The sequence below is a fragment of the Bacillus sp. BC05(2025) genome (assembly GCF_056725905.1).
The window spans coordinates 308,810-322,705 of record NZ_JBWYRA010000002.1; the positions used below are offsets into that span (position 1 = coordinate 308,810).

General features: G+C 37.6%; 15 protein-coding genes and 1 other annotated feature. Of the genes, 3 read left to right on the forward strand and 12 right to left on the reverse strand.

The features are described from left to right. Positions 1-6 precede the first annotated feature (6 nt). The 10 genes from hisG to ilvE form a co-directional block, all read right to left on the reverse strand. The gene (hisG, locus tag ACZ76X_RS07430) at positions 7-642 is read right to left on the reverse strand and encodes an ATP phosphoribosyltransferase (RefSeq protein WP_479850067.1); all 636 of its coding nucleotides are present in this window, start codon (positions 640-642) and stop codon (positions 7-9) included. Further along, a complete protein-coding gene (gene hisZ, locus ACZ76X_RS07435) occupies positions 618-1,880 on the reverse strand; it encodes an ATP phosphoribosyltransferase regulatory subunit (protein ID WP_479850068.1) in 1,263 nt (420 codons plus the stop codon). The genes hisG and hisZ overlap by 25 nt, the downstream gene beginning before the upstream one ends. Positions 1,881-2,190: 310 nt before the next feature. Beyond that, positions 2,191-2,772 carry a 3-isopropylmalate dehydratase small subunit gene (gene leuD, locus ACZ76X_RS07440; protein ID WP_479850069.1) on the reverse strand — a complete coding sequence of 194 codons (582 nt, stop codon included), beginning with the start codon at positions 2,770-2,772 and terminating at the stop codon, positions 2,191-2,193. Next, complete coding sequence (gene leuC / locus ACZ76X_RS07445; RefSeq protein WP_479850070.1) at positions 2,750-4,144, reverse strand: 3-isopropylmalate dehydratase large subunit; 1,395 nt, start codon at positions 4,142-4,144, stop codon at positions 2,750-2,752. Before leuC ends, leuD begins: the two co-directional genes overlap by 23 nt. Continuing rightward, a complete protein-coding gene (gene leuB / locus ACZ76X_RS07450; RefSeq protein WP_306185288.1) occupies positions 4,144-5,208 on the reverse strand; it encodes a 3-isopropylmalate dehydrogenase in 1,065 nt (354 codons plus the stop codon). Before leuB ends, leuC begins: the two co-directional genes overlap by 1 nt. 75 nt (positions 5,209-5,283) lie before the next feature. After that, a complete protein-coding gene (leuA, locus tag ACZ76X_RS07455; RefSeq protein ID WP_479850071.1) occupies positions 5,284-6,804 on the reverse strand; it encodes a 2-isopropylmalate synthase in 1,521 nt (506 codons plus the stop codon). 1 nt (position 6,805) lies between these two features. Then, positions 6,806-7,816: a ketol-acid reductoisomerase gene (gene ilvC / locus ACZ76X_RS07460; RefSeq protein ID WP_479850072.1), complete on the reverse strand. Its 1,011-nt coding sequence runs from the start codon at positions 7,814-7,816 to the stop codon at positions 6,806-6,808. Positions 7,817-7,842: 26 nt separating this feature from the next. After that, positions 7,843-8,352, reverse strand: coding sequence for an acetolactate synthase small subunit (gene ilvN / locus ACZ76X_RS07465; protein ID WP_000822949.1), 510 nt, complete (start codon positions 8,350-8,352; stop codon positions 7,843-7,845). Beyond that, entirely contained in the window at positions 8,349-10,049 is a 1,701-nt protein-coding gene (gene ilvB / locus ACZ76X_RS07470; RefSeq protein ID WP_479850073.1) for an acetolactate synthase large subunit, read from the reverse strand. Before ilvB ends, ilvN begins: the two co-directional genes overlap by 4 nt. Before the next feature lie 73 nt (positions 10,050-10,122). Then, positions 10,123-10,350, reverse strand: a binding site (T-box leader). A 16-nt stretch (positions 10,351-10,366) separates the two neighbouring features. After that, positions 10,367-11,263: a branched-chain-amino-acid transaminase gene (gene ilvE / locus ACZ76X_RS07475; protein ID WP_071724144.1), complete on the reverse strand. Its 897-nt coding sequence runs from the start codon at positions 11,261-11,263 to the stop codon at positions 10,367-10,369. Between the two features lie 415 nt (positions 11,264-11,678). Here ilvE and ACZ76X_RS07480 point away from each other — a divergent pair, with 415 nt between their 5' ends. Further along, positions 11,679-11,918 (forward strand): DUF3911 family protein, encoded by a 240-nt coding sequence (locus tag ACZ76X_RS07480; RefSeq protein ID WP_098670447.1) that lies wholly within the window; start codon positions 11,679-11,681, stop codon positions 11,916-11,918. 183 nt (positions 11,919-12,101) lie between these two features. Beyond that, positions 12,102-12,341: a YkuS family protein gene (locus ACZ76X_RS07485; protein WP_120449730.1), complete on the forward strand. Its 240-nt coding sequence runs from the start codon at positions 12,102-12,104 to the stop codon at positions 12,339-12,341. A gap of 363 nt (positions 12,342-12,704) precedes the next feature. Here the strand turns inward: ACZ76X_RS07485 and ACZ76X_RS07490 are convergent, their stop codons facing one another. Together ACZ76X_RS07490 and ytfJ are read right to left on the reverse strand one after the other, a co-directional pair. Beyond that, complete coding sequence (locus ACZ76X_RS07490) at positions 12,705-12,794, reverse strand: hypothetical protein (RefSeq protein WP_000608225.1); 90 nt, start codon at positions 12,792-12,794, stop codon at positions 12,705-12,707. A 108-nt stretch (positions 12,795-12,902) separates the two neighbouring features. After that, positions 12,903-13,370 carry a GerW family sporulation protein gene (ytfJ, locus tag ACZ76X_RS07495; protein WP_002071000.1) on the reverse strand — a complete coding sequence of 156 codons (468 nt, stop codon included), beginning with the start codon at positions 13,368-13,370 and terminating at the stop codon, positions 12,903-12,905. 112 nt (positions 13,371-13,482) lie between these two features. Here ytfJ and ACZ76X_RS07500 point away from each other — a divergent pair, with 112 nt between their 5' ends. Further along, complete coding sequence (locus tag ACZ76X_RS07500; RefSeq protein WP_002020776.1) at positions 13,483-13,875, forward strand: imidazole glycerol phosphate synthase; 393 nt, start codon at positions 13,483-13,485, stop codon at positions 13,873-13,875. The last annotated feature ends 21 nt before the right edge of the window (positions 13,876-13,896 follow it).

The following is a 13,896-nucleotide window of genomic DNA, read 5'->3' on the forward strand; positions in this document are numbered from 1 at the left end:
ATCCCCCTATTTTCCGGATAAAATTTCTTGTTCCATCATATTCACAATACTGAATATTTCGTCTTTTTTAGTTTTTAATGCGGCTTTATTTACGATCATTCGAGCGGATATAGAACACATTTCTTCAAATACAACGAGCCCGTTTTCTTGTAATGTTTTTCCCGTTTCAACTATATCAACAACGGCATCTGCCAATCCAAGAATAGGAGCGATTTCTACAGAACCTTCTATTTTTATAATTTCTACATCCTCTCCTTTATCATGAAAATAGTTAGAAGTAATATGTGGATATTTCGTCGCAATACGCTTCTTCCGGTAGCTCTTCGGGTTATAAGTAGGAATAGAAGCAACACAAAACTTACACACGCCTACTCCTAAATCCAACATTTCATAAATATCTTTCTCGTTTTCCATTAAAACATCTTTGCCCACGACCCCAATATCAGCTACTCCATGTTCTACATAAGTCGCAACATCTACTGCTTTTACTAAAATAAATGATATATCTGTATTTTTACTTTGAAAGACAAGCTTTCGTCCTTTATTTTTGAGCTCTGAACAATCAATTCCAATTTGCTCAAAGAGTGGAATCACATGTTTTTCTAATCTCCCTTTCGTTAACGCAATTTGAATGTTACGCATGAAGTTTCTCCTTCTTTCTGGACTACCCATTTCTCTTTCCATACATACTCCACTAATGATTCATTCTTTGCCTCAACGACCGTTACTATTTGATGTTTCCTTGCAAATTGAAAGGTATCATTTAATTGAGAGAATAAAGATAGCTCGACTTTTTTCCCGTCCTTTTGAAGTAAATTTCGTAATCGTTCCGCTTCTGCTAATCTATTTAACTCATAATGAATCATAATATCTATTCTCTTTCGTTCATATGGTTCTTGTTGCTCTTGTAGCGCCTTCACAATTTGATTGACTTGCACCGCGAATCCAACAGCCGGCAGCATTTCTCCAAAATTTCCAATCAACTCATCATACCTTCCGCCACTAACAATTTCTTCTCCAATTTCGTATATATATCCTTTGAAAATAACACCTGTATAATAGTCCAAATGTTGAATCATACCTAAATCAATGGATATGTACGATCCATAGCCTAGCTTTTCAATTGCTTCATATATTTCTTTCACTCTTGCGATGGCCATTTTCATTTCATTACTTGAGGCGAGTTTTTCAGCTTCCTCAATCACTTCTAAATTCCCAAATAACCTTGGTAATTTCTCTAGTAATCTTACTGTTTCATCACATCGATCTAATTTCTTTTCTCTAATAAAATTTGATAGCGCGGCATAATTTTTACTTTCAATGTATGTTCTAAGTATTCTCTCCTCTTCTTCATGAATGGAGAGCTTTTTGACAATACATTTATATAACTGCACTTGCCCAATCTCTATTGTAAAAGATTGCACTTTCAACTTTTGAAGTGATTGAATGACGCTTATGACACATTCAATTTCAGCTCTTACATTATCAATTCCGATAATTTCAATACCACTTTGCACAATTTCATTATATTTTCCAGTAAGAGACTCATTCGCTCGAAATACATTCCCGCTATACGTCACTTTAAGTGGCATATCACATCTCTGCGTTCCGATTACTCTCGCTAAAGGAATTGTCATATCAGGACGTAACACAATAATCCGTCCCTTTTCATCAAAAAATTTATACATCTTTTCTTCATCTATCGGTCTATTTTGAAAGGCAAACACATCATAAAATTCTATTGTTGGTGTCCTTATTTCTTCATAACCTCTCTCTAAAAAAGTACGCCTTAATTTTTGTTCTACTTCTTCAATTAACGTACATTCTTCGAATAAATAATCTCTCGTTCCATTTGGATTTGCACGTTTCCATTTTGTCATCGAAATTCTCACACCTTTCCTTTTCTAATGTATGCCTATTTCATGCTCCTAAACCGAAAATAAAAAGAGCCTTGTAGATAAAATATACCTACAAGGCTCTTTATTAGAGTGTAGGTACAACGGGAATAACCCTTGCACCTACACGTTTTCACGCTAGGTTCAAGGGCTTTATGTATGATGATGTAGTTGTGTAAGCATTTTAATAGATTGCATTGTTTTCATAATACCTACTCCCTTTCTCCTCTAATTTTTACATAGTATATAACACTTAATTCTGAATGTAAATACATTTTAAATATTCCGTTATCTCTTAATATACAGCTACCCTTCTTTCATACTCTTTTATTTCTTGTTCATACTGCATTGTAATACTAATTTCATCTAAACCATTTAGTAATTTCTCTTTCCACATTTTTTCGATTGTAAAATGAAACCTGTGCGTACTCGTTGTAATGACTTCATTCTCTAAATCTACTTCTATTTGCTCTCTCGCATCCGTTTGAGAAAGTTGTTCACGCATTTCTTTATCCATTACAATTGGTAACATACCATTTTTCATACAATTCATATAAAAAATATCTGCAAATCCTCCAGCGATAATAGTGCGGAAACCATAATCAGTAAGTGCCCAAGGTGCATGTTCTCTTGAAGAACCGCAACCAAAATTATCCCCTGTAATTAATATACTTGCCCCTTTTCTATCTTGTGCATTAAGCGGAAAATTCGGATTTTCATGGCGGTTATTATCATAACGCCACTCATCAAATAAATATTTTCCAAATCCTGTCCTTTCAATTCTCTTTAAATATTGCTTTGGAATAATTTGATCTGTATCAATATTATCATTCATCAGTACTGCCACGGTACCTTTATGAATACGAAATGGCTCCATCATAACTCTCCTTTCTAGTATCAACAAAATGACCATATAACGCTGCTGCCGCCGCCATTGCTGGGCTAACTAAATGCGTTCTTGCTCCTTTTCCTTGCCTTCCTTCAAAATTACGATTTGAAGTTGAAGCACAATGTTCTCCTTCAGGTACTTGATCTGGATTCATTCCAAGACACATGGAACATCCAGGTTCTCTCCATTCAAATCCAGCTTCTTTAAATATGTGATGTAGTCCTTTTTTCATTGCAGCTTCCCTTACTCTTTTTGATCCAGGAACAACGAGCGCTCGCACACCTTCTTTTACCTTTCTCCCTTTCACAACAGATGCAGCAATTTCTAAATCAGAAAGTCTAGAATTTGTACAAGACCCAATGAAAACATGCTGAACTGGAATGTCATACGTGCTTTGTCCAGGGCTTAATCCCATATAAGAAAATGCTCTTTCGTCATTTGCATCATGCTTTTCTGGCAAATTTTCATCAATACGAACACCCATACTCGGATTGGTTCCCCACGTAACGTACGGGGCTAAATCTGTAACATCAATTGAAATATGTAAATCATACATCGCATCTGCATCTGTATAAAGCTCAGACCATTTTTCCTCGAAAGTTTCATAGTCTTTCGGTGCATATTTACGCCCTTTTACGTAAGCAAATGTTTTTTCATCTGGCGCGATAATACCTGCTTTTGCGCCTCCTTCAATTGCCATGTTACAAAGCGTCATTCTCTCTTCCATCTCCATAGCCCCAATGGTCTCTCCGTAAAATTCCATTACGTATCCAGTTCCAACTGCCACACCGTACTTTGAAAGGAGATGCAAAATAATATCTTTTGCGTAAACACCTTTTTGTAATTTTCCTTTTAACTCAATGCCCATCGCTTTCGGTTTTCTTTGCCACAACGTTTGCGTTGCCAATACATGTTCCACTTCACTCGTACCAATGCCAAATGCTAGTGCGCCAAACGCACCATGCGTTGCTGTATGACTATCACCACAAACAATTGTTTTTCCCGGCTGCGTGAGCCCTAGTTCTGGTCCTATGACATGAACAATCCCTTGCTCTTCATCTCCGATATCCGCTAATGGCACCTGAAATTGTTTACAATTTTCCCGAAGGGTGTCTAGTTGCTGCTTCGCAATGCGATCGGTAATATTCCAAACATCTTTCGTTGGGATATTATGATCCATCGTTGCGAATGTTAAATCTGGTCTGCGAACCGTTCGATTTGTAAGCCGCAAGCCTTCAAAGGCTTGCGGTGATGTTACTTCGTGAACCAGATGCAGATCGATATATAATAAATCCAATCCATTTTCGTTTGTCGTAACTACGTGTCTTTCCCAAAGTTTATCTAATAACCTTTTCCCCATTATCTTCCTCTCCCTACCAATGCTTGTTCTTCCATTTCTTGCATAACTGCCTTCGTAAATGAAGTTGTCGTTTCAGTCCCCCCGATATCTGCTGTACATTTCCCTAATGTAAGGACTGCAGAAATTGCTTCTTCAATTGCACACCCTTCTCTCGTCAATCCGAACGATTGCCCAAGCATCATGGCAACAGAGCGCATCATGGCAATTGGATTCGCCTTATTTTTCCCGGCAATATCCGGCGCTGATCCGTGAATAGGCTCGTATAATGAAGGTCCCTTTTCCGCATGACTTGCTGACGGAAGCATTCCTAATGATCCAGCTAATACGGAAGCCTCGTCACTTAAAATATCTCCAAATAAATTTTCCGTTACAATTACATCAAATCGTCCTGGATTTCGAATTAACTCCATAGCAGCGGCATCTACTAAAATATGTTCTAGTTCAACGTCTGGATAACGAAGTGCTACTTCTTCTGTCACAGTTCTCCATAGTTTACTAGATTCTAAAACATTCGCCTTATCAATAGATGTTACTTTCTTCTTCCGCTTACTCGCTAATTGAAAAGCATAAGAAACGATACGTTCAATTTCATGGCGATGATACGTAAGGGTATCTGTTGCTACTTCGTCCGTTCGTTCTTTCGGATAAGAAAAATAAATTCCCCCTGTTAATTCACGAACGACAACGAAATCAATTTCGTCAGCCTTTTTTAATGGCGATAAATGTGCCGTTGCACTTTCTACCGTTACAGGACGAACGTTCGCAAATACACCAAGTCCTTTTCTTAGAGCTAATAATCCTTTCTCTGGCCTTTCTTTCGCACTATCCCACCTTGGTCCACCAACTGCTCCTAGTAAAACCGCATCACTTGCTAAACAGGCGGCAAGCGTTCGTTGTGGTAATGGTTGCCCATTTAAATCAATAGCACTCCCGCCGAAGTACTCATCTTGTAAATGAAAATGATGTCCATATAACCTCTCTACCATATGCAATACTTCCTTCGCACTTTCCATAACTTCCGGGCCAACACCGTCACCAGCTAAACAAACAATACGTTTTTCCAATTTCAACACTCCTTTTGATTGAATTTTCAGAACTTTTACGATAGGTGAGAGAAGCTTCTCTCACCTATCAAACATTTATTTCACAAGCTGGATAAAAGATTTCAATTTTCCCGCTGCATGGACATATGCTCTTGCCGACGCTTCCAATACATCTTGTGCAACACCAAACCCTGATACTTGATGCGTTCCTTCTTTTAATTCAACATGAACATGAGCCAATGCGTCTTGACCTTGTGTAATAGATTGTATGCGATAATCTGCCAATTCACATTCTAATCCTAAAATTCTTTGAATTGCATTATAGATCGCTTCAATACTACCAGAACCAGTAGCTGCATCTTCGTATACATTTCCTTCCTCGTCTTTTAGTACAACTGTCGCACATTGTGTACTATTTGAAACGAAATGTACTTGCAGTTGAGTAATGTTATATTGCTGAGCCGCAAATGCTGCTTCCCCGAGCATAAGTGCACGTAAATCTTCCTCCGTAATTTCCTTTTTACGATCAGCTAATTTTTTAAACGCTTCAAACACTGCATCTCGTTCTTCCTTTGTAAATTCATAGCCAAGCTCTTTCATTTTTTCTGTAAACGCGTGACGGCCAGAATGTTTTCCAAGTACGAACAGGTTTTGAGATTCACCTACTAACTCTGGTTCAATAATTTCATACGTTGTCACTTCTTTTAAAACACCATCTTGATGAATTCCTGATTCATGAGCAAACGCATTCGCTCCGACGATCGCTTTATTTTTCGGTACAACCATACCTGTTAATCTACTTACTAATGTACTCGTCGCTTTAATTTCTTTTAGCGTCATAGAAGGCTCCGCCTCATAGAAATCTTTTCTAATATGAAGAGCAACCGCAACCTCTTCTAACGCCGCATTCCCTGCTCTTTCTCCAATCCCATTAATTGTTCCTTCTACTTGCAATGCTCCGCCTTCAACTGCAGCTAATGAATTGGCTACAGCCATCCCAAGATCATCATGACAATGACAAGAGAAAATTGCTTTTTCATATGAAGGAACGGATTCTTGTAAATATTTAAAAAGAGAATAATACTCTTCTGGATTCGTATACCCAACTGTATCTGGAATGTTAATTACATTCGCTCCTGCACGAATTGCAACTTCTACCGCTTCAGCTAAAAAGTCTCTTGCTGTTCTTGTCGCATCTTCTGCAGAAAATTGTACTGTCGGAAATAATGATTTTCCAAGTGTAACGGAACGATGAATACTATCTAATACATCTTCTTTTGACATACAAAGTTTATACTTCATATGAATATCACTCGTAGCTAAAAATACATGTAAACGAGGAGATACAGCACCCTTCACAGCTTCATACGCTCTTCGAATATCACTTTCTTTCGCTCTAGCTAAACTCATAACCGTAGCATTTTGAATCGTATTTGCGATGCGTTTTACCGATTGAAAATCCCCTTCAGAAGCTGCTGCAAAGCCAGCTTCCATGACATGAATCCCTAGTCTCTCTAATTGCCTTGCAATTTGCAATTTCTCTTGTTCATTTAAATTCACTCCTGGTGATTGTTCGCCATCACGTAGCGTCGTATCCATGAACAAAATCTGCTTCATATTATTTAACCCCTGCCTTTACTCGCGGCTGTACGAAAGGCATCATTTCACGTAATTTACGTCCAACTACTTCGAGTTCATGTGCATTCTCTTTCTCATTTGTCGCACGGAAATTCGGTTTTCCTGCTTTATGCTCTGCAATCCATCCTCTTGCAAATGTACCATCTTGAATTTCTGCTAGCACTGCTCCCATCGCCTTCTTCGTATCTTCCGTTACAACGCGTGGTCCTGATACGAAGTCGCCCCACTGCGCTGTATCTGAAACTGAATATCTCATATTTTCAAGTCCACCTTCATACATAAGGTCAACGATTAGTTTTAGTTCGTGTAAACATTCAAAATATGCGAGTTCCGGCTGATAACCGGCATCAACTAACGTTTCAAATCCAGCTTTTACTAACGCAGTTACTCCGCCGCAAAGTACAGCTTGCTCTCCAAATAAATCTGTTTCCGTTTCTTCTTTAAATGTCGTTTCTAGTACACCAGCTCTCGTCGCTCCAATTCCATCAGCATAAGAAAGTGCCTTTTCAGTCGCAACTCCTGTTGCATCTTGGTATACTGCAAATAGTGCCGGAACAGCTCCTCCTTCAGCAAACGTACGACGAACTAAATGTCCTGGCCCTTTTGGAGCTACTAGAAATACATCTACATTCGCTGGTGGTTTCACTTGATCAAAGTGAACATTAAATCCGTGTGCAAAAACGAGAGAATTTCCTGCCTTTAAATTTGGTGCAATTTCCACTTCATATACTTCTGGCTGCAGTTCATCCGGTAGTAAAATCATTACTACATCAGCCTGCTTTGCCGCTTCTGCTACTGGATATACAGAAAACCCATCTTCTTTCGCTTTATCCCAAGACTTCCCTTTTCTTAAACCTACTACTACATCAAATCCGTTATCACGTAAATTTTGCGCATGCGCATGACCTTGCGAGCCGTATCCGATAATTGCTACTTTCTTTTCTTTTAATACATTTACCGTTACATCTTTCTCATAATAAACTTTTGCCATTTTCATTTCCCCCTATATTTAAATGATTATTGAATTAACATCACTTGCTTATCTTGCTTTTTCATACTGCGTGTAAATGCTGTTACACCTGTTCTAGCAATCTCTTTCAGACCGTATGGACGAAGTAATTCAATTAACGCTTCTACTTTCTCCTGTGTACCTGTTACTTGCACAACTATGGAATCCTTCCCAACATCTATTACAGTGGCTCGAAACGGCTCAATTAAACTGTATAATTCTGCTCTTGCTACTGATGTTGCTACTTTAATAAGTGCGAGTTCTCTTGCTATCATCGCTTCTTCTGTAATATCTGATACTTTCAGAACATCAATTTGCTTATGAAGTTGTTTAATTAACTGTTCTACTTGCTGTTCATTTTCAACGTGTACAACAATCGTCATCCGCGATATGTCTGATGATTCTGTATGACCTACTGAAATGCTTTCAATATTAAAATGTCTTCTTGTCATAACACCTGTAATTCGGTTTAACACACCGCTTTGATTTCGAACTGTCGCTGTAACAATTCTCTTCACCTTTTTTCCACTCCCTCCATTTGGTGAACACCTTTCCCCGGGGCAACCATCGGCATTACCTTTTCTGATTGAAGTACACGGCAATCAATTACGACCGGTTCTTGTAATTCAATCGCCTGCTGTATTTGCTTCTTTGCAAGAAGTGGATCATCTATCCGAACCCCTTTTATACCATACGCATTCGCAAGAGCGACGAAATCGGGTTGACACGATAGTAAAGAGTGCGAATATCTTTTGTTATAAAATTCATCTTGCCATTGTCTTACCATTCCTAAAGCTTCATTATTTAAAATAAATACTTTAACTGGTAGAGAGTGTTCTTTTAATACACTTAATTCTTGCAGCGTCATTTGAAAGCCAGCGTCACCGACAATTGCAATAACTAGTTCTTCTGGCTTTGCAATTTGCGCACCAATTGCTGCTGGAAATCCAAATCCCATCGTCCCTAACCCTCCTGAAGTTACCCATTTATCTGGATTTTTCAGCGGATAATATTGGGCTGCCCACATTTGATGTTGCCCAACATCTGTTGTTACAATCGCTTCTCCCTTCGTAATTTCATATAACATATCAATTGCGTATTGAGGCTTAATACTTTCAGAGTTTCTTTTATAAGAGAATGGATATTGTTCTTTTCTACTCTTTAATAAAGAGATCCATTCATGATGATTTTCTTTCCTTCCTTCTGGTTGAAGTAATACTTCCAATGCCCGCTTAGCAGTTGCAACAATAGGAATTTCAGTCGACACATTTTTTCCGATTTCTGCTGGATCGATATCGATATGTGCGACAGTGGCCTCTTTAGCAAAATAAGCTAAATTCCCTGTAAGTCGATCATCAAATCTCGCACCTACATTAATGAGTAAGTCACATTCATATAACGCCATATTGGCTGTGTAAGAACCATGCATTCCTCCCATTCCTAGAAATAGTTCATCATCTGGTGGAAAGCCACCGAGACCAAGTAATGTATGCACAACAGGAATTTCATATTTACGAGCAAAACTTGTTAACTCTTTTGATGCTTTCGCATGCAATACACCTGCTCCAGCTAAAATTAACGGCTTATTCGCAGTTCTAATTGCTTGTAATAATTTGTTTATTTGGAGTAAATTTGGTTCATAATTTGGGTTGTATCCTGGTAAATCCATTTGCACATCACTACATCGTTCTCCTTGTTCTACTACCATATCTTTCGGAAGATCAATAACGACTGGGCCTGGTCTTCCTGTTCTAGAAATATGAAATGCTTCTTTAATAATACGAGGTAAATCTGAAGCCTTTCGCACTTGATAGTTATGTTTTGTCACCGGCATCGTAAGCCCCATAATATCCGCTTCTTGGAAAGCATCACTTCCAATTAACGTTGTTGCTACTTGCCCTGTAAATACAACAAGTGGTAGTGAATCAATCATCGCATCAGCTAGACCAGTAATCACATTTGTAGCACCTGGTCCACTCGTCGCAATGACAACCCCTGGATTTCCAGTAATTCTGGCATATCCTTCAGCAGCGTGAATCGCTCCTTGCTCATGCCTTGTTAAAATATGCGGAATTTCACAGTCATAGAGCGCATCATAAAGAGGTAAAACAGCACCACCAGGATAACCGAAAATCACTTCTACCCCTTCATTTTCTAGCGCTTCTAACAATAGCTGTGCACCAGTTGCCAGTTTCTCTTCCGTTTTTGAAGACATAGTTCTTATAAGCCCCCTTTTTAAAAACTTTTATCAATAAAAAAAATCCTACGTCCACACTCCAGCTATGTGCTGAAGGGACGAAAGATTTCGCGGTACCACCCTTCTTTGCAAGAATACTCTTGCCTCAGTGACCCATAAATGAGTCTAGCTAATAACGGAGCTACCGTCTAAGCCTAGACAAATGCTTCAGCTTAGCACTCAAGGGCGATGTTCGTCGACGTGAACCATCGGTTTTCAGCAACCACCGACTCTCTGTGAGGCTTCACAATCAACTACTCCTCCCTATCAACGCTTTCTTGTGTTATAAAGAGTTATTATCCAACTTTATTTTCTTCGTAAATTTTCTCTCCATCTTCTATAACTAACTTTCGGAATTCTTCTAATAAACGATTCGTATGTGGCCCCGTTTGCCCTAAACCAATCGTTCTACCATCTACTGTCGTAACAGCAATTACTTCAGCTGCTGTTCCTGTTAAAAATACTTCATCAGCTACATATACATCATGTCTTGTAAATAACTCTTCTCTAACGTCATATCCAAGTTTTTCACCAATTTCTAAAATAGCGTTTCGTGTAATACCTTCTAACGCTCCAGCAGAACTTGGTGGTGTAATTAATTTATTTCCTTTTACAATAAATACGTTATCTCCTGAGCCTTCAGCTACATATCCTTGATCATTTAACATAAGCGCTTCTTGTACCCCAGCCAATTTCGCTTCGATGCGAACTAAAATATTGTTTAAGTAATTTAAAGATTTTACTTGAGGCGACAATACATCTGGACGGTTTCGGCGCGTTGCAACTGTTACAACTGGAATCCCTTTTTCATAATATTCTTGTGGGAATAAAGATAGTTGCTCTGCTATTACTACTACATTCGGTTTCTTACAAGAATCAGGATCTAATCCAAGATTTCCTGCTCCTCGCGATACAACTAGGCGAATGTATCCATTAAATAATTTATTTTGTCGAATCGTCTCAACAACAATATTCGTTACTTCATCTAAAGAATATGGAATTTCTAACATGATGGATTTTGCTGATTCATATAACCTGACAAGATGCTCTCTCAAACGGAAAACATTACCGCTATAAACTCTAATTCCTTCAAATACTCCATCTCCATATAAATAACCATGATCATATACTGATACTTTTGCCTCGTCTTTTGGAACAAATTCTCCATTTAAGAAAATCCATTGCTCGTTCACTGGAAAGCGCCTCCTATGTTCTATGAATTTTTTATTGTTTCCTAGTTTACTCTCCTTTCTAAATAAATCAAGAGAATTTTTAGAAAATTTATAATCTTTAATCGTACGTACATCTTTGATTATATTGATTTAACAGCATTGTTAACGTTTACAAAAAGTCAAAAAATTTTTTTCGCCAATTTTCACTAAAAAAATATTTGTTTAAAAGAAGGATTTTCATCAATTGATACGAATCTATTGTATTCAATAAACGGACGTCCGTTTTTATAAATTCGGGAATATACAACGACTTTTGCTGAAAAAGGGGGGAAATAATAAAAATAACGCTGTCTAAAAATAACATTCATATTTTTCATTTCGGAATCATAATCCTATTTTTAAAAAACAATTTGTCAAAATGAAGGAGGAAATCAATATGGCGTGTGTACAAATTAAAGGAACGAGACAAGAGGTAGTAGAAATGCTTCAACTATTTGATCTAATGGATACAAAAGGTTTTTGTAAATTCGATAACTATGTAGAGGTAGAACCAAATAATAAAGAACATAATAATTTTATTGCTTCAATTGATATCCATTCAAATACTTCTTTCGCTCAAGATACTTTAAACGATCAATTCGTAAGCCAAATGCTTACTGGTGTATATAACGACTGAATAAAGTGAAACTTTAATCAGTGGGGGTTTTCTTCATCCTCCACTGATTATTAGCCTTCACCAATCGGACTTTAATCAAACTACCGGTAAATAGCAGATAAATATATGTTTCCTACCATCTTTGCATAAATATATGCGATGTACTTGAGCATACTAGTAACTAGATGGTAGGAGGTGAGAATTATGGCTAGAATCGGTGTTGAAAACTCATTAACAGATGTTCAGCAAGCTCTTCAGCAACAAGGATATGAAGTTGTTACCCTTAACTCTGAACAGGATGCACAAGGCTGCGATTGTTGTGTGGTAACTGGGCAAGATTCCAATATGATGGGGATTGCAGATACATCAATTAAAGGATCGGTAATTACAGCTCATGGTTTAACAACGGATGAAATTTGTCAGCAAGTTGAGAGCCGTATTTAAATTTATTTTACAAAAAGAAAGAGGACTCCTTTTGAAAAGGAGTCCTCTTTTTTATATTCACCTAACGGGAAAGTAACATATACTGGATGAAAGCCCTACCTCTCTCTCATCATTACGGTTCCACTGACCGCTCCTTGATTCACTAGTATACCTATAAAGCCTATAATTATAATTTATAGGGTTTGTTCACAAAAGTTGTTGGTAAGATTACCCGATCTTTCGCAAACTTTTCGTATTATATTTATAAGATTTATTTACTTTACACTAGCTGTAACCGAGACACGAATTAAAATTTTAACATCAATACAATAACTTGTCAACATTTTTTACAAATTAAAAACAGACAGTAACGGTTTGTCTGTTTTAGAATGGAGCTTTTTCTTTTATTACATATACAACAAAGCCGCTTACTAACATACATAAGCCAACTACTAAGTTTTTGATATTAATCATAAATTCCTCTCCCTTATTCCACACATCATATATATTTACAGTTCATTTATTCCGATCATCCTAAAGCACACTTGTTCTAATATATCATAATTCCTAAAAAATGCAAGTTCACTTTTGACGGTTATTTACAAATTTATCTACAGTGCTTGGTACAGTATTTAAAGCCTTCTCAATTAAATGTGTACTACTATTGAGATGCAATACTTGCACACCGTTAGAACCAACTACTAAAAAAGCAACTGGGCTAATAGAAACCCCAGCCCCGCTCCCGCCTCCAAATGGATGACTTTGTTTGTGCTCTTTATGTTGCCCTTGTCCGTTCTTATGTTTTTCGGAAATAAAATCACCTTTAAAATCACTTCCGCCAGCTCCAAAACCGAAAGCCACTTGAGATACTGTTAATACTACATTTCCGTCAGCTGTTGAAACCGGGCTGCCAACAATTGTATTTACATCTACCATCTCTTTTAAATTTGTCATTGCTGTTTTCATTAAATTTTCAATTGGATGTTCCATTATGTATTGCACCCTTTCCTCATTATTCTTTTTTATACTTTCCAAAATAGAGGAAGTCATACTAACTTTTACTATTTCAAAAAAACAATCTCCACTTTTTAAATGGATATGACTCCCTGTACATACTCGGATAAAAAGGAAAAAGAGATACATACTACTATTGAACCTTGTTATGAAAGGAGTCATGACTTTGACTGAGAAATTTGATGAGTACAAAAAAAGAGATAGAATAGATAGTGATTATAGTGACTATAAAGAAGAATATGCAGCTGAGGTTGCACCACAGCGCATTGATTATGATTACGACGAGAAGGATCATAAAGATGATGTGAGATCGTCTGCCGCTGGATCAACTGCTGGCTTTATCGCTCTTGCCTTATCTATCTTATCACTCTTTACCTTCCCAACATTATTTGGTCTTGTTTCTGTATTACTAGGTATTTACGCTTATAATCGCGGAGCTACTGTAACTGGTGGTATCGCTGCGATAGTCGGCGGAATTGCAGCACTCATCGCAATTTTATTCCGAGTAGCGCTTATCGGATTATTGTTCTCCCTTTTTTAAAAAGAAAAAGGTATCTCGCTT